The organism is Lacisediminihabitans sp. (assembly GCF_043726815.1).
Lineage (GTDB): Bacteria > Actinomycetota > Actinomycetes > Actinomycetales > Microbacteriaceae > Lacisediminihabitans.
Genome location: NZ_JAYSJZ010000066.1, coordinates 34,211 through 54,260 on the forward strand (window position 1 = coordinate 34,211; position 20,050 = coordinate 54,260).

The following is a 20,050-nucleotide window of genomic DNA, read 5'->3' on the forward strand; positions in this document are numbered from 1 at the left end:
GAGTCTCCAATGGAGGAGGCATCATGGCTGTGACCAGTGAAGCGACAACGGTGTGGGTCGGCGACCTCCCCTCGGGCTCCGGCACCACCACCCTCGATTCGTCGGGGGCCGCCCGGCTGGCGGTGAGCTGGGCCGCCCGCTCGGAGGGTGTCGCCGGGATGACTAACCCGGAGGAGCTGTTGGGCGCCGCCCACTCTGCCTGCTTCTCGATGGCACTCGCCAGCGCGCTCGCGACCTTCGGCACACCGCCCCAGGACCTGCAGGTGACGGCGGCCGTGACCTTCGCGCCCGGCACCGGAATAACCGGCAGCCACCTGCTGGTGAGTGCGCGCGTGCACGGCATCAGCGAGGCGGACTTCGAGCGCATCGCCGAGGATGCGAAGGCCAACTGCCCGGTTTCGCGCGCGTTATCCGGCATCCCCATCACACTGGAAGCTACTCTCGCATAGTGCCTGAATCCGAGCGTCCCGCCGTTCCCCGCCGACTCCGCGACAAGCGTTCCCTGAAGGTTCTCGTCTCCGGTGCGTCCGGATTCATCGGCCGCGAGCTGACCACCCAGCTGCTCGCCGACGGCCACGATGTGCGAGTGCTCGTGAGACGGCAGCCCCGCGCCGAGAACGAGATCAACTGGGCGCCGAGCGCCGGCATCCTCGACTCCGGACTCATCGACTCGGTGGATGCGGTGATCAACCTCTCCGGAGCCTCGCTCGGCCGCCTGCCGTGGACGGCCGGCTACCGCAAGGAGATCCTCGACTCCCGCCTGCAGACCACGAAGGCCCTCGCCGAGGCGATGACGATGGCGGCGAAGCCCCCGGCAGTGTTCCTCAGCGCCTCGGCGGTCGGCATCTACGGGGATCGGCCGGGCGAGCGTCTCACCGAGCAGTCGCGGCGGGGCGAGGGCTTCCTGGCCGACGTCGTGGAGGCGTGGGAGGCGGCCGCCCAGATCCGCCCGGCGAAGACCCGCCTCGTGACCCTCCGCACCGGGTTCGTGCTCGGCAACGGCGGATCGATGGCGCCGATCCTCGCCCTCACCAAGGTCGGCCTCGGATCGCGATTCGGTACGGGAGGCGACTTCTGGCCCTGGATCAGCCTCTACGACGAGGCGGCCGCGATCCGGCATCTGCTCACCTCGAAGCTGAGCGGCCCCGTCAACCTCGTCGGGCCGACGCCCGCCACCTCGGACCGCATCACGAGCTACGTGGCCGAGCGCCTACACCGCTGGTACTCCTTCGTCGCCCCGACCCGGGTGCTCGAGGCGGTTCTTCGGGATGCCGCCCACGAGCTGCTGCTCAGCAGCCAGAACGTGATTCCCGAGAAGCTCCTCGCCGACGGGTTCGAGTTCCGTCACCGCACCGCCGAAGAGGCGATCGACGCCCTGGTCATGCGTTCGAAAGACACAAGGCCGAGCGTCAGCTCGCCGACCGCTCGAGCGTGATCGCTCGGCGGATCGCCTGCCGGGCACGGCGCCGGTCACCGCTCGCGTCGTAGGCCAGTCCGAGGCGGAACCACGCCTGCCAGCTGCCCGGGTCTGCCTCGACCTCGGCCTTGTAGCGCGGGAATTCGGCGTCGGCCGCGCTGCGCTCGGGCCGCCCGCTCGTGCGCTTCGGCAGGGTGTCGACGGGCAACTCCCCGGCATCCCGCAGTCGTCGCACGAGTCGTTCACTGCGGATGCCGAAGAGAAGTTCCACCACGAGCGCCCAGGCGCCGATCAGGGGAAGCACGATGAGCGCGACGCCGAGCGCCTTCGCGACGCCGTTGTCGACGGCGATGAGCCGGATGGCGAGCTGAGTCACCACGACCAGGTACAGCACGAGCAGCGCCGCCATCACGATCGCCGCGATGCGACCCTTCATTCTGGCTGCGCGCCTTCCGGCCGTTGATCTTCCGGCGGAACGGACGTGACGGCCTCCGCCTCGACCCTCGCGAGGTCGATGAGCCGGTCCAGCCCCACGACGACGCCCTCCGTGCCGGGCAGCGCACTCAGCGCCAGCAGGATCCCCGCCTCATACGACGAGGGGTCGAGGGTCTCGTGGCTGAGGGTGAGGGTCTCGCCCCGGCCGCCGAACACCACGTCCTGCCGGGCCACGACCCCCTGCATCCGAAGGCTGTGGATGGGCACACTCGCCACCTGCTGTCCGCGGGCACGCTGGTCGGCGTGCGGGGCGATGACCGGGCCGAGGGCGGAGCGCGCGGCGCCGATGAGCTCGGCCGTGCGCACCGCGGTGCCGGACGGCGAGTCCACCTTGGTGGCGTGATGGGTCTCGATGATCTCGATGGAGTCGTAGAAGCGGGCCGCCATGGCCGCGAATGAGGTGGCGAGCACCGACCCGATGGAGAAGTTGGGAACGATGATCACGCCGACCGGATCGATCCCGGTGCGATTCTGCTCGGCCACCCTGGTCTCGAGGGCCGCGATGCGCTGGCTGGACCAGCCGCTCGTGCCCACCAGGATGCTCACGCCGTTCGCCACGGCGAAGGCCACGATCCCCTCGCTCACCGCCGGAAGGGTCACGTCCACGGCGATGTCGGCGGTGAGGAGCTCGGCGAGATCCCCGGTCGACCCGATTCGAGCGACGAGCTCGAGGTCGGCCGATTCTTCGATGAGCCGGCACACGAGCCGGCCCATCCTGCCCGTCGCGCCGACAACGGCGACCCTGATTGTCATGAGGCAAATCTACCAACCCGCACCGGGGCCTCCTCGCCGCTCGCCCCGACGCACCCGGTGCCCGGCCTAGGCTGGAGGCATGGTGTCCTGGCGCGAAGTGTCCGTCGATGACGAGTCGGCGCACCGGCTGCTCAGCGAGTATTTCGAGGCCCGCGCCGCCGGCTTCCCGGGCGGCCCCGGCGCCTATCGAACCGTGTTCCCCACGGCCGAGCAGTTCGTTCCGCCCCGGGGAGTGTTCCTCGTCGTCGCCGACGTCGACGACCGCGGACTGCCGGCGGAGGTCGGCTGCGGCGGGATCCGCGAGATCGCCACCGGAGCGAGCGGCCGCCGGTTCGAGGTCAAGCACCTCTACCTTCGCCCGTCCACCCGGGGACGTGGTTTCGGCCGGGCGCTCCTCGGCGAGCTCGAGCGGTGGGCGCTCGGCCTCGGCGCCCGGGAACTGGTGCTCGACACCAATTCGAGCCTCACCGCCGCGGGCGGACTCTACCGCTCCAGCGGTTTCGTGGACATCCCGGCCTACAACGACAACCCGAACGCCACCAACTGGTATTCGAAACTGCTCGGCTAGAGGTACTGCCAGGCAGGCTGGTCGATGTGGTGATCCTCCTGTCCCACCATGATGCTCTGTGACTCACTACACGGTTACGGATGTTCGCGTGTGGCCTTCGGCGGCCCTCTGGCGGTGCCGGCCGCGTCGGTCGGGCGGTGTTCTGCAGGACGGGGCCCGGAGTCTTGGGTGCCTACCCCGCAGACTCTGGATATGCAGGACACCTTTTCAAGACCGCTAGCGCAGGACCGCTGGCGCAGGACAGCATGTGCAGGACAGCTTGTGCAGGACAGCTTGTGCAGGACACGGCAGGGGTGTGGCGACCCACGGGTCCCGGTCTGCAGGACGCTCCCGTCGGTTCTGCCTCTCGTCCTCGCTCTCCGCCCGAGCCGTCCTGCACAAGCCGTCCTGCACAACCCGTCCTGCACAACTGGAGTCTGTGGGGCCGGCACCCGTGGACCGGCACCGTCCTGCACAACCCGTGCCAGGGCAAGGGAGTGCCGCACAGCGGCGGGGAGAGCCCACGTCCCTGAGCACTACACCTAGAAGGGCTGCCCGTCGGGCAACCCGGTGCGGAGCTCGGCCGGCAGGTGCCCGAGGTCGTTGTGCGTGATGAGCACGGGCGGCTTGGCCGACCGCACCCGGATGATGGTGAGGCCGCAGTTGGCCTGGTTGAGCCCCATCCAGCGCCAGGACGGGGCATCGAACACCTCGCGCACGAACCAGGCGATCACGAAGTTGTGGGTGATCAACAGGTCGTGGCGGTCCTCCCGCGCCGGAGTCAGCCACTCGGCCACGGCATCCGCCATCTGCGCCTCGCCGGCCTCGATCTCCTGCTTGGTGACCGAGCCGAAGAACGGCTCGAAGGCGTGCGGCATGTCGGACGTCGGACCGGAGGGGATGCAGTCGAAGAGCAGCGCGGACGGCTGGGCGTCGAGGCTCGGCATGCTCGCCGTCATGATCTTCGCCGTCTCCTCCGCCCGCTGCAGGGGTGAGTGCCATGCCCCGGTGAACGGCACGCCGCTGAGGCGATCGGCGACGAGTTTCGCCTGGCGCGCCCCGCGCGCCGACAGCGGTCCGTCCGGGAGGCCGTGCTCGGCATCCTGCTGCTCGCCGTGTCTGACCAGATAAATGAAGTGGGACATCGTTGTTCCTGAATTCCTTGGTGTGCGGTTCAGACGGCGATGGGCTCGAGAGCGAGCCCATCGAACGTCGACGCGTCGATCGTGCCGACAGCGGCGATCGAGAGCGGTCGTGCCGCGAGCTCGACGGCGAGCTCCCTGACATCATGGGCGGTGACGAGAGACAACCTGCGCAGCGACTCGTCGAGGTCGGCGAACTCGCCAAGCGTGATCTCCGAGCGGCCGAGGCGCGACATCCGCGTGTCGGAGTCTTCGAGTGCAAGCGCCGATGCCCCGCTCAACTGCCCGACGGCGCGACGCATCTCGTCGTCGGTGATTCCGCCGCTGGCGAGGCGCCGGAATTCGGAGAGCAGGAGTTCGGTGACCTGGGTCGCCTTGGCGGGCGAGCAGCCGGCGTAGAGGCCGAACAGACCGGCATCCGAGTAGCTCGGCGAGAACGAGTAGACCGAGTATGCGAGGCCACGCTTCTCCCGGATCTCCTGGAAGAGACGAGACGACATTCCGCCGCCGAGCACGGAGTTGAGCACCGCGAGGGTGGACCGGCGTTCGTCGGCGGCCGGGATGCCGGGCACGCCGAGCAGGATGTTGGCCTGTTCGATCGGGCGGTGCACCACCACGAGGGGGCTGCCGCGCTCGATGACCTCGTGGCTGGCGTCGCGCCGTTCGACGGGTGCCGCCTCGAGGGAGAGGTCCCAGCCCGCCGCGGTGAGCGCTCGGGTGACCGCGGCCACGAGCTCGTCGTGGTCCACGGCACCGGCCACGGTGATCACCAGGTCGCGGGCCCGGTAGTTGGCTCGGTAGTGGTCCCAGACCGACTCGCGGGTGGCGACCTGGATGGTCTCCGGGCTCCCCCCGATCGGACGACCCAGCGGATGCTCGCCGAGAACCGCTTCGAAGAACCGCTCGCTCGTGACGTCCGACGGGTCGTCGTCCGCCATGGCGAGCTCTTCGAGGATCACGCCGCGCTCGGTCTCGAACTCCGTCGGGTCGATGACAGACGACGTGATCATGTCGGAGAGCACCTCGACCGCCATCGGAAGATCCTTGTCCTGCACCTTCGCGTAGTAGCAGGTGTATTCCTTCGCGGTCATCGCATTGTGCTCGCCGCCGACGGCATCGAAGCTCACCGCGATGTCGAGGGCGGTGCGGGTGGCGGTGCCCTTGAAGAGGAGGTGTTCGAGGAAGTGTGTGCTGCCGTAGGTGGCCACCACCTCGTCGCGGGATCCCACCGCCACCCAATAGCCGATAGTCGCGCTTCTGGCTCCGGGAACCTGCTCGCTCAGCACACGCACGCCGCTCGGCAGAACGCTGCGTCGCACGAGGGAGTCGCCGGATGCGGTGAAGGTCAGTTCGGCCTGATCGAGGGGAAGCGGGGCTGCACCAGTCATTGCACAGAGCCTACGTCACGAGCGCCGCTGAGGGGATTCGGGGACGCCGGCGAAGGTCCCCCAAACTGGGGTGCAGCCCTCCCGAAAAAAGAGGACAAACCGACTTGTCTGTCCTCACCGTTGTGTTAGTGTGTAAAGCGTCAGATGAACCACCCGAAGGTTCTTCTGACGGCTCGCCGCCCGAGGCGAGCGAACCATACAACACACCGCAAGCACAATGCCTGCGGGGCAATACGTCGGACCATCCCCGAGGTCCGGCTTGCTGCCGAACGGCTTGAGGACACCTAGCCGAATAGCCCGAGGGAGCCACGCTGTGCCGATTGTTGAGACTGATCCGATCGGCCAGCGTGCCCGGGTATCCCCCCACCGGGTGCTCCCGCCCGCCCCGGCCAAGATCCGCATCCTGGAGACCGCCAACCGGCTCTTCTACGACGAGGGCATCCGCAGCGTCGGAATCGACAGGCTGATCAGCGAGTCCGGCGTCACCAAGGCCACCTTCTACAAGCATTACGGGTCGAAGGACCGCCTCATCCTCGACTACATCACGGCCCGCCACCAGAGCTTCGTCGCCGACCTCAACGCGCTCGTCGAGGCCCACCCCGCTCCGGCGGACGCCATCCGCGCTCACACCGAAGACATCGTCGCGACGATCGAGGCGCCCGGGTTCCGGGGTTGCGCGTTCATCAACGCGGCCATCGAGTTCACCGACGTTCGCCACCCGGTGCGCGAACTCGTGCTCGAGCACCGCGACTGGTATGCCGGAGTGATCACCGACCTCTTCAAGGCGATCGGGCATCCCCTGCCCGGCGACGCCGGCGACGAGTTCGTTCTCGCCCGCGACGGCGCCCTGACCGGAGGCTACGTCGGCGATTCGATCGCCGCCGTCGCCGCCCTGCAGCGAGTCGCCGAGCGAATCCTCGCCGACAGCCGACGCTGAGCGTTCTCGAGTTTCCCTCCCCCTCGGCCCGGCCCCGGCTTGGTTAGTCTGGGAGCGGTCGTCGCACCGACGGCCGTTTTCGTCGAGGGGACCCCATGACCGTCACGCTCACCTGGCTGCTGATCATCACGATTCTGGCCGCCGCCCTGGCCATCTACGACGGAATCGTCAGGCTGCAGGGCAAGCGTGGCAACTCGGTCCTCGCCGTCGCGGAGCTGGTGCTGGCCGGGCTCATGCTCGTCTCCCTGTTCGTCGCGCTCCCCGTGCCGTTCACCACGTTCGCCTTCTCGCTCGTGCTCGAGGCCGTGCTCATCGCGCTCGTGGTGCTGCCGGGCAAGCGCCGCCGCGGCTCGTCGACGGCCACGTTCATCGCGCTCGTGCTCAACTCGGTGGTCGTTCTCATCGCCGCCGGCTGGCTGCACATCCCCGGTCTCGGCTGACGACGCCGGTCGGTGGGGCTCAGACCGAGGCGCGGTCGAGTTCGGCCAGCTGGTGGCGGCTCAATTGCACGTGCGCCGCGGCGACGAGCTCGCGCACCTGATCCGGGCCGGTGGCGCTCGCGACGGGAGCGACGATGTCCGGCTTCGACAGCAGCCAGGCCAGGGCGATCGCCCCGACGCTCACTCGCTGCTCCCAGGCCACCTGGTCCAGGGTCGCGAGCACGCGCAGGCCGCGCTTGTTGAGGTACTGGGCAGATTCCTTGCCCCGGCTGTTGCGAGCCAGGTCGGCCCGGGTACGGTACTTGCCGGTGAGGAAGCCGCTCGCGAGAGCGAAGCGGGGCATCACGCCGAGGCGCTGCTGGCTTGCCGCCCGAGCGAGGTCGCCCTCGAATTGCCTGCGGTGCACGAGGTTGTAGTGATTCTGCAGCGCCACCATCGGGGTCACGCCGAGTTGCGCCGCGATCACGCGGGCCTCGATGAGCCGGTTGCCCGAGTGGTCTGACGCTCCGGAGAACCGCACCTTGCCGGCTCGCACGAGGTCGTCGACGGCGAGCAGCGTCTCTTCGAAGTCCACGGTGTGGTCGTCGATGTGCAGGTAGAGCAGGTCGATGTAGTCGGTGCCGAGCCGTTCGAGCGAGGCATCGACTGCGCGACGAACCGCGCCGGCGGACAGGCCGGGGTTGTCCGCGCTCTTGCCGATCTTGGTCGCCACCACCATCTCGGCCCGGTTGCGACGGTCGCGCATCCAGTTGCCGATCATGATCTCGCTTCGGCCGCCCGCGTAGGAGTCTGCCGTGTCGATGAAGTTGCCGCCGTGCTCGGCGTAGGCGTCGAGAATGTCTGTCGTGGTATCCGTGTCGGCCTTCCAGCCGAAGACGTTACCGCCGATGGCCAGCGGAAAGACGCGCAGGTCCGACTGACCGAGCCGGCGACGTGCGCGCGCCAGGACCATCGGCTGGGTGTCCCCAAGCGTCGATGCGCTCTCTGCTGCCTTCGCTGTGTCGGGCAATACCTGTGTCATTTCCACCCCCCGGTGTTATCTATCGACCGCCGGCAATATCAGGTAACCAACGATCTGATTTCGACCATAGGACAGGCGTGTGACAAACCGTGGAACCTCGTGTGAATTATGCGTTAAGTGCCCGAATCGTTATGATTCGCGCCGCACTGACGGGGAATGCTGAGAGATTCCTTTGCAGCTGCCGGGGATTCCTCGAGTCCACTGGCAAACCGAGGGTCCCCTGCCTAGGTTCGAAGGCGTGAGGATGCGCACCGCATCCGAGGAACCGCCGCCCACAGCGCGCGGCGTTTTCGTCACAGTCTCGCGCCGACTTTAAACGGGCGACAGGAGGGCCGCCGGCTTCGGGTGCCGGGCGGCCCTTCGCCAATTCGGCGCCCGAACGTTCGGTCAGCGACCGGCGCGCTGGACGAGCCGTCTGGCGTGGCCGAGGATCGGCCCGTCCACCATCTGCCCGTCGAATCGGAAGACTCCGGACTCGCCTTCCGCGACCGCCAATAGTTCTCTCGCCCACCGCACCTGCTCGTCGCCCGGCGTGTACGCCTCGCGGATCACCGCGACCTGACTCGGATGCACGCACGCGGTCGCCGCGAAGCCGCTCTCGGCGGCATCCCGGGCCTCCTCGGCCAGACCGGCGAGGTTCGGCAGGTCGAGGAACACCGCGTCGATCGCCGCGACGCCCGACGCCGCCGCGGCGAGAAGCACCGCGGAACGCGCGTGGCGCGCGACGTCGCGATAGCCGCCGTCGGGGCGCCGGCTCGACGAGCCGCCCAGGGACACGAGCAGGTCCTCGGCGCCCCACATGAGTGCCACGACCTCCCGGGCGGCGGCGAGGGCCGGCGCCGCGAGCACGCCGGCAGCGGTCTCGCACAGGGCGATCACCTCGAGGCCCGCGAGGCCGTCGAGGTCGCGCACGCCCTCCGCCTTGGCGAGCATGACCGTTCGGTACGAGGTGAGTTCGAGCGCCTCCAGGTCGAGCAGGAAGTCGGGGCTGGAGGCGGGATTGAGCCGAACTATGGTGCGCTCGGGGTCGAGGGGTGTCGCGATGAGCGCCTCGCGGGCCGCCGCCCGGTTCTGCGGGGCCACCGCGTCCTCGAGGTCGATGATCACGGCATCCGACCGCTCCTGCGCCTTGGCGAAGCGGTCCGGCCGGTCCGCCGGACAGAACAGCAGGGAGGGCCCCATCGCGAAGGTCACCGCGAGGCCCCCTCGCACCAGACGAGCGCCGAGCGCAGCGCCGTCGCGACGACCACGCCGTGCTGGTTGCGGCCGGTGTGCGCGAGCGTGACTATCCCCTGCCCGGGTCGGGATGCCGACACCCGCTTCGCCTGGACGACGGTCTCCGAGTACAGGGTGTCGCCATGAACGAGCGGATGCGGGAACGAGACCTCCCCGAAGCCGAGGTTGGCGACGATCGTGCCCTGGGTCAGCTGGGTGACCGAGGCGCCCACGATGGTCGCGAGCGTGAACATCGAGTTGACGAGCCGTTCGCCGAACGGCTGCGTGGCTGCCCACGCCGCATCGAGGTGAAGGGCCTGGGTGTTCATCGTGAGGGTCGTGAAGAGCACGTTGTCGGCCTCGGTCACGGTGCGGCCCGGACTGTGGCGGTAGACCACGTCGAACTCGAATTCCTCGAAGTAGAGCCCGCGCTGCTCCACGATGCGGCGTTCCTCGGTCATGACGGTTGCTCCCCTGCACTCTGTTCAGACAGTACCGAGGCCACGACCTGGTCGGATCTGACCACGTCCCCCGGCAGAACGGTGACCGTGACGATGCCGCTCCTGGTGGCGGTGACGCGGTGCTCCATCTTCATGGCCTCGACCACGAGAATGGTCTGCCCCTCCTCGACGGTGTCCCCGCTGGCCACCGAGACCCCGACGACGGTGCCCGGCATGGGAGTGCGCACCTCGGGGCCGCGTGGCCCGTCGACGGCGACGGCGGCCACGAGCTGCTCCTCGCGGGAGCGCAGGCGAAGCGCGCGGGAGAAGCCGCCCTGGCCGAGCCAGATGGTCTGGCCGTCCCGCGCGAAGCGGAACGACTGCAGGATTCCGTCCAGCTCGAGGGTGAGGCTGTCGCCCGACACGTGCAGGCGCGCCCGATGGACGCCCCCGAGGGTGACGGTGGCGTCGTCCGGCCGCCCGACGACGGACACCTCGACGGCCGTGCCCGCCGCCGCCGTGAAGCTGTAGCGGCTCGGGCGGGGTTCACCCATTCGCCAGCCGGCATGGTGCGTCCAGGGCTCCGTCACGTGTCCCGTCGGCGCGGCGTCCCAGCGGGAGGCGTGCTCGAGAAGAGCGGCGGCGGCGTACAGTGCGTCGTCGGGCTGCCGGAAGGCGAGTTCGGGCAGGCGGCGATCGATCAGTCCGGTGTCGAGGCGGCCGGCCTGCACGTGCGGGTCGGCGACGAGCAGCCGCAGGTATTCGATGTTCGTGCCGACGCCCAGGACCGTGGTGTCGGCGAGGGCCCGGTCGAGCAGGGCGAGAGCGGTGGCGCGATCCTCTCCCCAGACCATGACCTTGGCCAGCAGCGGATCATAGTCGGCGGAGACCACCAGGCCGGGCAGCAGCGAGCTGTCCACCCGAACACCGGCGCCGGTCGCCTCGCGCAGGGCGAGCACGCTCCCCGTACTCGGCAGGAAGCCGCGCTCCGGATCCTCGGCGTAGACCCTGGCCTCGATTGCGTGCCCGGTGAGCAGGATGTCGCCCTGGCCCAGCGTGAGCTCCTGGCCGGCCGCGACGCGCAGCTGCCACTCGACGAGGTCCACCCCGGTGACGAGCTCCGTCACGCCATGCTCCACCTGCAGCCGGGTGTTCATCTCGATGAAGAACGCCTCGTCCGCGTCGTCGTTGCCGACGAGGAATTCGACGGTTCCCACCCCGGTGTAGCCGACGCTCCTGGCGACCGCGCAGGCGGCCTCGCCGATGCGCGCTCGGGCATCCGGGTGCAGCAGCGGGGACGGAGCCTCCTCGATCACCTTCTGGTGGCGGCGCTGGAGCGAGCATTCCCGTTCCCCCAGGTGGATGACGTTTCCTGCCCCGTCGGCGAGCACCTGCACCTCGATGTGGCGGGCCGGGGAGACGAGTCGCTCGAGGAAGAGCGTGTCGTCGCCGAAGGCGGCCCCAGCGAGCCTCCGCGCCGTGGCGAGAGCCGCCGGAAGGGCGTCGGCCTCCCGCACGATCTCCATGCCCTTGCCCCCGCCACCGGCCGACGGCTTGACGAGCAGCGGATAGCCGACCGACTCGGCGGCGGCGATGAGCTGATCGTCGCTGAGCCCCGGGTCCGCGACGCCGGGGATCACCGCGACGCCGTGCTCGGCGACGTGCCTCCTGGCCCGGATCTTGTCGCCCATGATCTCGAGGGCGTCGACCGCCGGCCCGACGAAGACGATGCCGGCCGCCGCGCAGGCCGTGGCGAACTCCGCGTTCTCCGAGAGGAAGCCGTAGCCGGGATGGATGGCGCGCGCCCCGGAGGAGGCCGCGGCCGCGAGGATCGCGTCGGCGTTGAGGTAGCTCTCTCGCACCGAGGCGGGCCCGATCCGCACGGCCACATCGGCGAGCGCGACGTGCTTCGCCCCGCGGTCCGCGTCGCTGTAGACGGCGACCGAGCGGATGCCGAGCCGGCGGAGGGTGCCGATGATGCGGCAGGCGATCTCGCCGCGATTGGCGACGAGCACGGTGTCGAAGACGAGCGCAGTGGTCACGGGGGTCACATCCTGAACAGGCCGAAGGCGGTCTCGTCGAGGGGGGCGTTGGCGCACACCCCGAGGGCCAGGCCGAGCACGGTGCGGGTGTCTGCCGGGTCGATCACGCCGTCGTCCCAGAGCCGCGCGGTGGAGAAGTACGGGCTGCCCTGCGTCTCGTACTGCTCGCGGATGGGGGCGGTGAAGGCGGCCTCGTCCTCGGCCGACCACTCCTCCCCGCGTGACTCGAGCTGCTCCCGGCGCACGGTCGCCAGCACCGATGCGGCCTGCGGCCCGCCCATGACCGAGATCCGGCTGGCCGGCCACATCCAGAGGAATCGGGGAGAGTACGCGCGGCCGGCCATCGAGTAGTTGCCGGCGCCGAATGACCCGCCGATCACCACCGTGAGCTTGGGGACCCGCGCCGTCGCGACGGCGGTGACCATCTTGGCCCCGTGCTTGGCGATGCCTCCGGCCTCGGCATCCCGACCCACCATGAAGCCGGAGATGTTCTGCAGGAAGACGATCGGAATGCCCCGCTGGTCGCACAGCTCGATGAAGTGCGCGCCCTTGAGCGCGGAGTCGCTGAACAGCACCCCCGCGTTCGCGATGATGCCCACCGGATGCCCGTGCAGGTGCGCGAACCCGGTGACGAGGGTCTGGCCGTACTCCCTCTTGAACTCGTGGAACTCGCTCGCGTCGACGAGCCGCGCGATCACGGCGCGCACCTCGTACGGCTCGAGAACGTCGGTGGGCACCGTCCCGTAGAGCTCGGTCACGTCCGCGACCGGCTCACGGCTCGGCAGCACGGCCCAGCCGGGAGCCGACGGCGCCGGGAGAGTCTCGATGATGTCGCGCACGATCTGAAGGGCATGCGCATCGTTGTCGGCGAGATGGTCGGTGACCCCGGAGATCCTGGCGTGCACGTCTCCCCCGCCGAGATCCTCCGCGGTCACGATCTCGCCGATCGCGGCCTTCACGAGGGGCGGGCCGCCGAGGAAGATGGTGCCCTGGCCGCGAACGATCACCGCCTCGTCGCTCATCGCCGGCACGTAGGCGCCACCCGCTGTACAGGAGCCGAGCACCGCGGCGATCTGCGGGATCTTGGCCGCCGACATCCTGGCCTGGTTGAAGAAGATGCGGCCGAAGTGGTCCCGGTCGGCGAAGACCTCGTCCTGCCGCGGCAGGAACGCACCGCCCGAGTCGACGAGGTAGACGCACGGCAGCCGGTTCTCGAGCGCGATCTCCTGGGCCCTCAGGTGCTTCTTGACCGTCATCGGGTAGTAGGTGCCGCCCTTGACCGTGGCGTCGTTGCAGATCACGAGCACGTGCCGACCGTGCACGAGGCCGATTCCGGCGATCACCCCGGCCGCCGGACACTCGTCGTTGTACAGGCCGTTCGCGGCCAACGGCGCTATCTCGAGAAAGGGGCTGCCCTCGTCCAGGAGGCGGTCGATGCGCTCGCGCGGCAGGAGCTTTCCCCGCGCCACGTGACGATCCCGGGAGGCCTGCGGACCCCCGGCCGCGGCGACGGCGAGCCGTTCCCGGAGGTCGACCACGAGCGCCCGCTGCGCGGCGTCGTTGCGGCGGAAGGTCGCACTCGCCGTGTCCTGCCGGTCGCTCAGGGTCTTCATCGACTTGCCCCTCCTGCGCCCCCGCGAATTCGGTTAGTGCGCGTTAACTCAAATCAGGTTAGCGTTCATTAACTGGGAATGTCTATAGTTGTGCGGGACACGCGGAAGAGGGTACTCATGGCCGACGCTCCGGCAGAGCAGGCGACCGAGCGCAGCCGGGCGAAGGCGGATCGACGCGATGCGCTGCTCGCCGCGGCGGCCAGGCTCTTCGCGGCCCGCGGCTTCAACGGCGTCTCGATCGAAGACCTCGGCTCGGCCGTGGGGATCAGCGGCCCGGCGGTCTACCGTCACTTCAGTGGAAAGCAGTCCGTGCTCGCCGCCCTGCTCGTGGGCGCGAGCGAAGACCTGCTGGCCGGCGGACTCGCGGTCGTCGATGCCGCGGAAGACGACACGGCCGCGCTCCGCGCGCTCATCCGCTTCCACACCGACTTCGCGCTGTCGAATCCCGAGGTGATCCGGGTGCAGGATCGCGACCTGGAGAGCCTGGCCGACGAGGACAGCCACGCCGTGCGCACCCTCCAGCGCCGCTATGTCGAGCTGTGGGTGGGGGTGCTCGCCCGGCTGAGCCCGCGGGAGGACACCGCGGTGCTGCGGATGCGGGCCCACGCCACCTTCGGCCTGCTCAACTCGACTCCGCACTCGGGCAGCCGGTCACTGCCCCGTGCGACCATGCACGACGAGCTCGTAACCATGGCCTGGTCGCTGCTCGGTTGATCGACCCCGGCGAGCAGCGGATTCCCGCGTCTGCGAGGCTGTAGCCATGACTCGCACCGATCCCGTCACCATCGCGGACGAACGCGCCACCCTCGAACAGTTTCTCGACTTCCAGCGCGCCACGCTGCTGCTCAAGACGGAGGGCCTCGACCGGGAGCAGTTGGGGCGGCGCCTGCCGAGTTCCGAGCTGACGCTCGCGGGCCTGCTCAAGCACCTCGCCTACGTGGAGGACAACTGGATGCAGGAGTCGTTCCTGGGCAACCCGCCGGCCGAGCCGTGGGCGAGCGCGCCCTGGGACGACGACCGGGACTGGGAGTTCCACTCCGCCCCCGACGACGAGCCGGGCTACCTCCGCACCCTCTACGAGGCCGCCTGCGCCCGCTCCCGTGCGGTGTCCGCCGCCGCGGGGCTCGACGACCTGTCGGTCGAGCGGTCCTGCAGCGGCGAGCTGTACAGCCTCCGCTGGATCCTCGTGCATCTCATCGAGGAGACGTCCCGCCACAACGGGCACGCGGATCTGCTGCGGGAGTCGATCGACGGCGTGGTGGGCGAGTAGCGGTCACACCATCGTCAGCAGCATCCCGGGGTCGGACAGGATGGTGCCCACGTCGGCGAGGAATCGCGAGGCCTCCGACCCGTCGACGAGTCGATGGTCGAACGACAGGCTGAGGGTCATCACGTGCCGCAGCGCCACGGCGTCCTGGTACTCCCACGGCGCGCGGCGCACGGCCCCCATCGCGAGGATCGCCGCCTCCCCCGGGTTGAGGATCGGTGTGCCGGCGTCGATGCCGAAGACGCCGATGTTGGTGATCGAGATCGTGCCTCCACCGAGCTCGGCCGGCGTGCTCTTGCCCTCCCTGGCCCGCTCGACGAGCGCGGTGAGCGCCCGGGCGAGCGACAGGAGGTCGAGGGCCTGCGCATCCTTGATGTTCGGAACCATCAGGCCGCGCGGTGTCGCCGCGGCGATGCCCAGGTTGAGGTAGCCGAACTGCACGATCTCGCCGGCCCTCTCGTCCCAGTGCGAGTTGACCACCGGGGTGCGGGCCGCGGCCAGGCAGACGGCCTTCGCCACGACCGTGAGCATGGTGAGCCGCTCGCCCCGGAAGACACTCGACGCCTTGAGGCGCTCGAGGAGCTCCATCGACGGCGTGACGTCGATGGTGAGGAACTCGGTCGCGTGCGGGGCCGTGAAGGCGCTGGCGACCATGGCCTGGGCGGTGAGCTTGCGCACGCCCTGAATCGGGGTGCGGGTCTCGCGCGCGGCCGCCGTCGGCGCAACCGCGGCGGCGTGACTGCGCACGTCCTCCCGGGTGATCAGGCCACCAGCGCCCGACCCGGTGACGGCGTCGAGGTCCACCCCGAGGTCACTCGCGAGCTTGCGCAGGGGCGGAGCCGGTCGCACGAACCGGGAGTCGTGGGGCTCCTCCCGCTCGAGCCAGCGGGCCGAGCGTGCCCTGCGGTGGGGACGGTTCCCCCCGTCGATCTTCGGCCCGTAGCCGACGAGCACCGCCTCCCGCAGAACGGGAGCCGCGGCATCCGGGGCCTCGGTCTGTCGATCGGGCAGCTCCGCCGACTCCTCGACCTCGAAGCCCACGAGCGGCGCGCCCACCTGCACCACCTGCCCGGGCTCGGCATACAGCGCGCCGATCACCCCGGCGAAGGGCGACGGCAGTTCCACGAGCGCCTTCGCGGTCTCCACCTCGGCGATGATCTGGTTGAGTTCCACCGTGTCGCCGACGGCCACGCGCCAGGCGACGACCTCGGATTCGGTGAGCCCCTCCCCGAGGTCGGGGAGGCGGAAGTCCTTGAGTTCGCTCATTTTGCGGCGCTCCATCCGCTGAGGGAGTTGCGTCTGCCGAGCACGCGGTCGACGGCGTCGAGGATGCGGTCGAGGTCGGGCAGGAAGTGGTCTTCGAGCGACGCGGCCGGGTACGGCACGTCGAATCCGGTGACCCGCGCGGGCGCCGCCTCAAGGAAGTCGAAGCAGCGCTCGGTGACGCTCGCGGTGATTTCCGCCCCGAGTCCCCCGGACTGTGCGGCCTCGTGCGTGACGACGAGCCGACCGGTCTTGCGCACCGAGGCCTCGATCGTCGCGTGGTCGATCGGGGAGAGCGAACGCAGGTCGATGACCTCGATCGAGACCCCGTCGTCCGAGGCCGCGATCGCCGCGTCGATGGCGGTCATCACGAGCGGCCCGTAGGCCACCAGGGTGACATCCGTGCCCTCGCGCACCACTCGCGCGCTCCAGAGCGGCAGCGGGTTGGCGAGCGCCTGGTCGACCGGTCCCTTGGCCCAGTAGCGCCGTTTCGGCTCGAAGAAGAGCACCGGGTCGTCGCTCGCGATCGCGAGGCGGATGAGGTCGTAGGCGTCCTGCGGATTTGAGCAGCTCACCACCCGCAGCCCGGCAGTGTGGGCGAAGTACGCCTCCGGCGACTCGGAGTGGTGCTCGACGGCGCCGATGCCTCCGCCGAACGGCACGCGGATGGTGATCGGCATCTTCACCGCTCCCCCCGTGCGGTAGTGCAGCTTGGCGACCTGGGCCACGATCTGGTCGAAGCCCGGATAGATGAACCCGTCGAACTGGATCTCGCAGACCGGACGGAACCCGCGGAAGGCGAGTCCGATCGCCGTGCCGATTATGCCGGACTCCGCCAGGGGTGTGTCCACGATGCGGCGCGGGCCGAAGTCGTCGAGCATCCCGTCGGTGACCCGAAACACTCCCCCGAGCTTGCCGATGTCCTCGCCGAGCAGCATCACTCGATCGTCCTCGGCGACGGCGCGGCGCAGGCCGGCGTTGAGCGCCTTGCCGAGGGTGAGCTCGGTGGTGGCGGTCGTGGTGGTGCTCACTCGGCCACCCCCTCGAACATCTCGAGGTAGGCCGCGTACTGGCTCTTCTGCCGCTCGAGCCCCGAATGGGCCGAGGTGTACACGTTGTCGAACACGCTGAGGGCGGGCGGTGGGTCGAGGGCGAGGCAGGCGGCGCGCAGCTCGCGGGCCACCTCATCCGTCTTCGCCTGCACCGACGCCTCGAACTCCTCGGTGAGCAGGCCCTCGTGCTCGAGGTACGCGCGAAGCCGGCTGATCGGATCCTTCGCCGCCCACCGCTCGAGCTCGGCCGCATCCCGATAGCGGGTGGGGTCGTCGGATGTCGTGTGCGGCCCCATGCGATAGGTCACGGCCTCGATGAAGGTGGGCCCGCCGCCGCTCCGGGCGCGGTCGAGCGCGATCCTCGTCGCGGCCATCACCGCCAGCACGTCATTGCCGTCCACGCGCAGGCTCGGGATGCCGAAGCCGGGTGCGCGGTCCGCGATCGATCGGTGCGCCTGGAGCGCGACCGGCTCGGAGATCGCCCACTGGTTGTTCTGGCAGAAGAACACCACCGGGGCCTGGAAGCTGGCGGCGAAGACCATCGCCTCGCTCACGTCGCCCTCGCTCGTCGCCCCGTCGCCGAAGTAGGCGACGGCGACCGAGTCGACCCCGTCCTGCAGGCAGCCCAGCGCGTAGCCGGTGGCGTGCAGCGTCTGCGCGCCGATGATCACGGCCGGGGTCGCCATCCCCACGTCGAACGGGTTCCACCCGCTGAGCGCGGTGCCCCGCCAGACGGCGAGCAGCTGCCCGACCTGCACCCCGCGGCAGTAGGCCACGGCATTCTCGCGGTAGCTGGAGAAGACGAAGTCGTCGGCGCGCAGTGCGCGGGCCGAGCCGATCTGCGCGGCCTCCTGCCCGAGCAGTGGGGGCCATAGTCCCAACTCGCCCTGGCGCTGCAGTGCCGTCGCCTCGGTGTCGATTCGGCGCACGACGAGCATGTCTTCGTAGAGGGAGCGGAGTTGTTCACCGGTGACGTCGGCAACCCACTGGTCGAATTCCGGATCGGGGACTCGGTCGCCGTCGGGGTTCAACAATTGCACGAGCAACTCGGTGTTGCGGATGTCACTGCGGATGTCACTGGATGCGGATGGACGCAACATAGGGCCTCACGATCTGGATGCGCCGCGGCGGGTGAGCCACTGGTGTATCCCTCTCCAACAGGCATCGGCTTGTGACCGGCGCCTGCGCTCCGGCGACATTGCCGGGAGTGCTTCGAGGCTACGGCTGAATGCTGGGAATCACAATGACCGCCACGGGCCGTGATTCACCGGATCTGTCGGCGACGTCGCAGGAAGGCGAGCAGCACGAGACTGCCGCCCACGAGTACCGCGCCGGTCGCACTGATGAGCATCGGCCCGCCGTCGGCGCCGGTGGGGGCGAGAGCCGCGGTCACCGTGAACGGGTCGGTCATCGTCAGCGTCGTCCCGTTGAGCGACAGTTCGACGCGGTGGGACCCCGGCTCGAGAGCCGCCGGCACCACGAAGATGAACCTGAAGTCCCCCGTTGGTCCGGTGTTCTTCAGCCCGAGCGGCACGGCCGGGCTGTGAAGGATCGCCGCCACGTTGATGCCCGGCAGGAATCCGAAGCAGGTGACCGTGACCCGTTCGCCCTGGGCGGCAGTCTGCACTGTCGTGTTGCACTCGTCCTCGCCCGGGCCGTACAGGAGGGTCGCCGAGCTCGTCAGCGTGTCGCCGAGCACCCCGGTCGCCGTCGCCCCGACCGTGAAGCTCAAGGGGTCCTGCCAGGTCACCGGGGTCGTCGCCGTGAACGTGCAGTCGGGGATGGTCGCCCCGGCGGCGAGGGTGGCCGGGAGGGGTGCACAGCCGGTCGCGACGCCCGTGCGGGTCAGCCCGCTGATGGGCACGTTCGAGGCGTTGACGAAGCCGACGTGCATGACCAGGAAGTAGCCGAGCGGCAGGCTGAGGAAGCGCGCATCGGAGGCGGGCGCCGAGCCTCCCGCAGGGGGCGGGAAATCCCCGGAGAACACGGTCCGAAGGTCGTAGACGACCCCGAAGAGGGAGGTGGGAACGGAGGCCTGCACGCCGACGGCGGCGGGGTCCGCGGCGAAAGATCCGGTCGCCTCGTAGGCCAGGGACGCGAGGCCGGCGGCCACCGTGACGGGCCCGGTGCACACCGCGCTCGCCCCGGGGGCGACCACCGTGCGGTCACAGGCGGTGAGCGCGAGGGAGGTGATGCCGGTCAGGGTGAAGGTGTCCGCCGTGCCGTTGGCCACCGTCACGACCTCGGTCGGGGACCCGACCGCGACCTTGGTGGGGTTGGTCGGGTCGGCCGAGACTGCCGTTTGAGTGGAGCCCACGGCGATCGTCACGGAGACCGTGAGCGAGCCGGCGGCCTCGGCCGGGGCCGCGGTCAGCAGCGCGCCCGCCACGGCGATGGCGGCCGCGACGAGAGCGGAGGTCGCACCGAGCCAGCGTCTGGTCATGCGGCCAACGCTAGACCCCACGACGGCGAATTCGAGAAAATCTTTGGAGGCGCCGTGCATCGAAAAAGCCCGCCCCGCCGGTGGGCGGGACGGGCTTCGACGTGGGGTGCGACTAGATCGCGGGAACCGGCTCGTCCTCGGTGGAGGAGGCGATCTCGGCGTCGTCCGCCTCGACCGGCGAGAGCGACAGCTTTCCGCGGTCGTCGATCTTGGTGATCTCCACCTGGATCTTCTGGCCGACGGCGAGCACGTCTTCGACGTTCTCGACGCGCTTGCCACCGGCGAGCTTGCGAACCTCGCTGATGTGCAGCAGGCCGTCCTTGCCGGGGGTGAGCGAGACGAACGCGCCGAAGGTCGCGATCTTGACGACAGTTCCGAGGAACCGCTCGCCGACCTCGGGGTTCAGCGGGTTCGCGATGGCGTTGACCGCCGCGCGAGCCGCCTCGGCGGACGGACCATCGACGGCGCCGATGTACACGGTTCCGTCATCCTCGATCGAGATGTCGGCTCCGGTGTCGTCCTGGATCTGGTTGATCGTCTTGCCCTTCGGGCCGATCAGCTCGCCGATCTTGTCG

General features: G+C 69.6%; 21 protein-coding genes. 7 read left to right on the forward strand and 14 right to left on the reverse strand.

Annotated elements, in window-relative coordinates:
• Positions 1-23 precede the first annotated feature (23 nt).
• Both ACHZD8_RS09605 and ACHZD8_RS09610 read left to right on the forward strand, forming a co-directional pair.
• Entirely contained in the window at positions 24-449 is a 426-nt protein-coding gene (locus tag ACHZD8_RS09605; RefSeq protein ID WP_394770092.1) for an OsmC family peroxiredoxin, read from the forward strand.
• Positions 449-1,435, forward strand: a complete 987-nt coding sequence (locus ACHZD8_RS09610; protein ID WP_394770093.1) for a TIGR01777 family oxidoreductase — start codon at positions 449-451, stop codon at positions 1,433-1,435. The genes ACHZD8_RS09605 and ACHZD8_RS09610 overlap by 1 nt, the downstream gene beginning before the upstream one ends.
• Here ACHZD8_RS09610 and ACHZD8_RS09615 read toward each other — a convergent pair.
• Entirely contained in the window at positions 1,410-1,853 is a 444-nt protein-coding gene (locus ACHZD8_RS09615; RefSeq protein ID WP_394770094.1) for a hypothetical protein, read from the reverse strand. The two genes, ACHZD8_RS09610 and ACHZD8_RS09615, sit on opposite strands and share 26 nt — an antisense overlap.
• Positions 1,850-2,665 carry a 4-hydroxy-tetrahydrodipicolinate reductase gene (gene dapB, locus ACHZD8_RS09620; protein ID WP_394770096.1) on the reverse strand — a complete coding sequence of 272 codons (816 nt, stop codon included), beginning with the start codon at positions 2,663-2,665 and terminating at the stop codon, positions 1,850-1,852. The genes ACHZD8_RS09615 and dapB overlap by 4 nt, the downstream gene beginning before the upstream one ends.
• A 79-nt stretch (positions 2,666-2,744) precedes the next feature.
• On the opposite strand from dapB, the gene ACHZD8_RS09625 reads away from it, so the two are divergent.
• Positions 2,745-3,233, forward strand: coding sequence for a GNAT family N-acetyltransferase (locus tag ACHZD8_RS09625; protein ID WP_394770097.1), 489 nt, complete (start codon positions 2,745-2,747; stop codon positions 3,231-3,233).
• Positions 3,234-3,754: 521 nt separating this feature from the next.
• On the opposite strand, the gene ACHZD8_RS09630 is transcribed toward ACHZD8_RS09625, so the two are convergent.
• Together ACHZD8_RS09630 and ACHZD8_RS09635 are read right to left on the reverse strand one after the other, a co-directional pair.
• Positions 3,755-4,357 carry a histidine phosphatase family protein gene (locus tag ACHZD8_RS09630; RefSeq protein WP_394770098.1) on the reverse strand — a complete coding sequence of 201 codons (603 nt, stop codon included), beginning with the start codon at positions 4,355-4,357 and terminating at the stop codon, positions 3,755-3,757.
• 29 nt (positions 4,358-4,386) lie between these two features.
• A complete protein-coding gene (locus ACHZD8_RS09635; protein ID WP_394770100.1) occupies positions 4,387-5,742 on the reverse strand; it encodes a M16 family metallopeptidase in 1,356 nt (451 codons plus the stop codon).
• Between the two features lie 313 nt (positions 5,743-6,055).
• On the opposite strand from ACHZD8_RS09635, the gene ACHZD8_RS09640 reads away from it, so the two are divergent.
• Positions 6,056-6,679: a TetR/AcrR family transcriptional regulator gene (locus ACHZD8_RS09640; protein WP_394770101.1), complete on the forward strand. Its 624-nt coding sequence runs from the start codon at positions 6,056-6,058 to the stop codon at positions 6,677-6,679.
• A gap of 95 nt (positions 6,680-6,774) precedes the next feature.
• Positions 6,775-7,119 (forward strand): hypothetical protein, encoded by a 345-nt coding sequence (locus ACHZD8_RS09645; RefSeq protein ID WP_394770103.1) that lies wholly within the window; start codon positions 6,775-6,777, stop codon positions 7,117-7,119.
• Positions 7,120-7,138: 19 nt separating this feature from the next.
• On the opposite strand, the gene ACHZD8_RS09650 is transcribed toward ACHZD8_RS09645, so the two are convergent.
• From ACHZD8_RS09650 to ACHZD8_RS09670, 5 genes are all read right to left on the reverse strand, one after another.
• Positions 7,139-8,128: an aldo/keto reductase gene (locus tag ACHZD8_RS09650; protein WP_394770104.1), complete on the reverse strand. Its 990-nt coding sequence runs from the start codon at positions 8,126-8,128 to the stop codon at positions 7,139-7,141.
• Positions 8,129-8,527: 399 nt separating this feature from the next.
• On the reverse strand, positions 8,528-9,334 hold the full coding sequence (locus ACHZD8_RS09655) for an HpcH/HpaI aldolase/citrate lyase family protein (RefSeq protein ID WP_394770106.1): 807 nt from the start codon (positions 9,332-9,334) through the stop codon (positions 8,528-8,530).
• Positions 9,331-9,816, reverse strand: a complete 486-nt coding sequence (locus tag ACHZD8_RS09660; RefSeq protein ID WP_394770108.1) for a MaoC family dehydratase — start codon at positions 9,814-9,816, stop codon at positions 9,331-9,333. Before ACHZD8_RS09660 ends, ACHZD8_RS09655 begins: the two co-directional genes overlap by 4 nt.
• The gene (locus tag ACHZD8_RS09665; RefSeq protein WP_394770110.1) at positions 9,813-11,837 is read right to left on the reverse strand and encodes an acetyl/propionyl/methylcrotonyl-CoA carboxylase subunit alpha; all 2,025 of its coding nucleotides are present in this window, start codon (positions 11,835-11,837) and stop codon (positions 9,813-9,815) included. Before ACHZD8_RS09665 ends, ACHZD8_RS09660 begins: the two co-directional genes overlap by 4 nt.
• A gap of 5 nt (positions 11,838-11,842) precedes the next feature.
• Positions 11,843-13,450 (reverse strand): carboxyl transferase domain-containing protein, encoded by a 1,608-nt coding sequence (locus tag ACHZD8_RS09670; RefSeq protein WP_394770112.1) that lies wholly within the window; start codon positions 13,448-13,450, stop codon positions 11,843-11,845.
• Positions 13,451-13,567: 117 nt separating this feature from the next.
• Here ACHZD8_RS09670 and ACHZD8_RS09675 point away from each other — a divergent pair, with 117 nt between their 5' ends.
• Together ACHZD8_RS09675 and ACHZD8_RS09680 are read left to right on the forward strand one after the other, a co-directional pair.
• A complete protein-coding gene (locus tag ACHZD8_RS09675) occupies positions 13,568-14,164 on the forward strand; it encodes a TetR/AcrR family transcriptional regulator (protein WP_394770113.1) in 597 nt (198 codons plus the stop codon).
• A gap of 46 nt (positions 14,165-14,210) precedes the next feature.
• Positions 14,211-14,720, forward strand: a complete 510-nt coding sequence (locus tag ACHZD8_RS09680) for a DinB family protein (RefSeq protein WP_394770114.1) — start codon at positions 14,211-14,213, stop codon at positions 14,718-14,720.
• 3 nt (positions 14,721-14,723) lie between these two features.
• On the opposite strand, the gene ACHZD8_RS09685 is transcribed toward ACHZD8_RS09680, so the two are convergent.
• The 5 genes from ACHZD8_RS09685 to ACHZD8_RS09705 all read right to left on the reverse strand — a co-directional run.
• Positions 14,724-15,983, reverse strand: coding sequence for a dihydrolipoamide acetyltransferase family protein (locus tag ACHZD8_RS09685; protein ID WP_394770116.1), 1,260 nt, complete (start codon positions 15,981-15,983; stop codon positions 14,724-14,726).
• Entirely contained in the window at positions 15,980-17,011 is a 1,032-nt protein-coding gene (locus tag ACHZD8_RS09690) for an alpha-ketoacid dehydrogenase subunit beta (RefSeq protein WP_394770117.1), read from the reverse strand. The genes ACHZD8_RS09685 and ACHZD8_RS09690 overlap by 4 nt, the downstream gene beginning before the upstream one ends.
• Positions 17,008-18,132 (reverse strand): pyruvate dehydrogenase (acetyl-transferring) E1 component subunit alpha, encoded by a 1,125-nt coding sequence (gene pdhA / locus ACHZD8_RS09695; RefSeq protein WP_394770118.1) that lies wholly within the window; start codon positions 18,130-18,132, stop codon positions 17,008-17,010. Before pdhA ends, ACHZD8_RS09690 begins: the two co-directional genes overlap by 4 nt.
• A 164-nt stretch (positions 18,133-18,296) precedes the next feature.
• On the reverse strand, positions 18,297-19,475 hold the full coding sequence (locus ACHZD8_RS09700) for a hypothetical protein (RefSeq protein WP_394770120.1): 1,179 nt from the start codon (positions 19,473-19,475) through the stop codon (positions 18,297-18,299).
• Positions 19,476-19,587: 112 nt separating this feature from the next.
• On the reverse strand, positions 19,588-20,050 hold a 463-nt coding region (locus ACHZD8_RS09705; RefSeq protein WP_394770122.1), incomplete at its 5' end, for a S1 RNA-binding domain-containing protein.

Excerpts from the sequence above, each read along its gene's own strand:
- ACHZD8_RS09605 (WP_394770092.1), top strand. The coding sequence starts at position 24 with ATGGCTGTGACCAGTGAAGCGACAACGGTGTGGGTCGGCGACCTCCCC.
- ACHZD8_RS09615 (WP_394770094.1), bottom strand. The coding sequence starts at position 1,853 with ATGAAGGGTCGCATCGCGGCGATCGTGATGGCGGCGCTGCTCGTGCTG.
- dapB (WP_394770096.1), bottom strand. The coding sequence starts at position 2,665 with ATGACAATCAGGGTCGCCGTTGTCGGCGCGACGGGCAGGATGGGCCGG.
- ACHZD8_RS09625 (WP_394770097.1), top strand. The coding sequence starts at position 2,745 with ATGGTGTCCTGGCGCGAAGTGTCCGTCGATGACGAGTCGGCGCACCGG.
- ACHZD8_RS09630 (WP_394770098.1), bottom strand. The coding sequence starts at position 4,357 with ATGTCCCACTTCATTTATCTGGTCAGACACGGCGAGCAGCAGGATGCC.
- ACHZD8_RS09635 (WP_394770100.1), bottom strand. The coding sequence starts at position 5,742 with ATGACTGGTGCAGCCCCGCTTCCCCTCGATCAGGCCGAACTGACCTTC.
- ACHZD8_RS09645 (WP_394770103.1), top strand. The coding sequence starts at position 6,775 with ATGACCGTCACGCTCACCTGGCTGCTGATCATCACGATTCTGGCCGCC.
- ACHZD8_RS09660 (WP_394770108.1), bottom strand. The coding sequence starts at position 9,816 with ATGACCGAGGAACGCCGCATCGTGGAGCAGCGCGGGCTCTACTTCGAG.
- ACHZD8_RS09670 (WP_394770112.1), bottom strand. The coding sequence starts at position 13,450 with ATGAAGACCCTGAGCGACCGGCAGGACACGGCGAGTGCGACCTTCCGC.
- ACHZD8_RS09675 (WP_394770113.1), top strand. The coding sequence starts at position 13,568 with ATGGCCGACGCTCCGGCAGAGCAGGCGACCGAGCGCAGCCGGGCGAAG.
- ACHZD8_RS09680 (WP_394770114.1), top strand. The coding sequence starts at position 14,211 with ATGACTCGCACCGATCCCGTCACCATCGCGGACGAACGCGCCACCCTC.
- ACHZD8_RS09685 (WP_394770116.1), bottom strand. The coding sequence starts at position 15,983 with ATGAGCGAACTCAAGGACTTCCGCCTCCCCGACCTCGGGGAGGGGCTC.
- pdhA (WP_394770118.1), bottom strand. The coding sequence starts at position 18,132 with ATGTTGCGTCCATCCGCATCCAGTGACATCCGCAGTGACATCCGCAAC.
- ACHZD8_RS09700 (WP_394770120.1), bottom strand. The coding sequence starts at position 19,475 with ATGACCAGACGCTGGCTCGGTGCGACCTCCGCTCTCGTCGCGGCCGCC.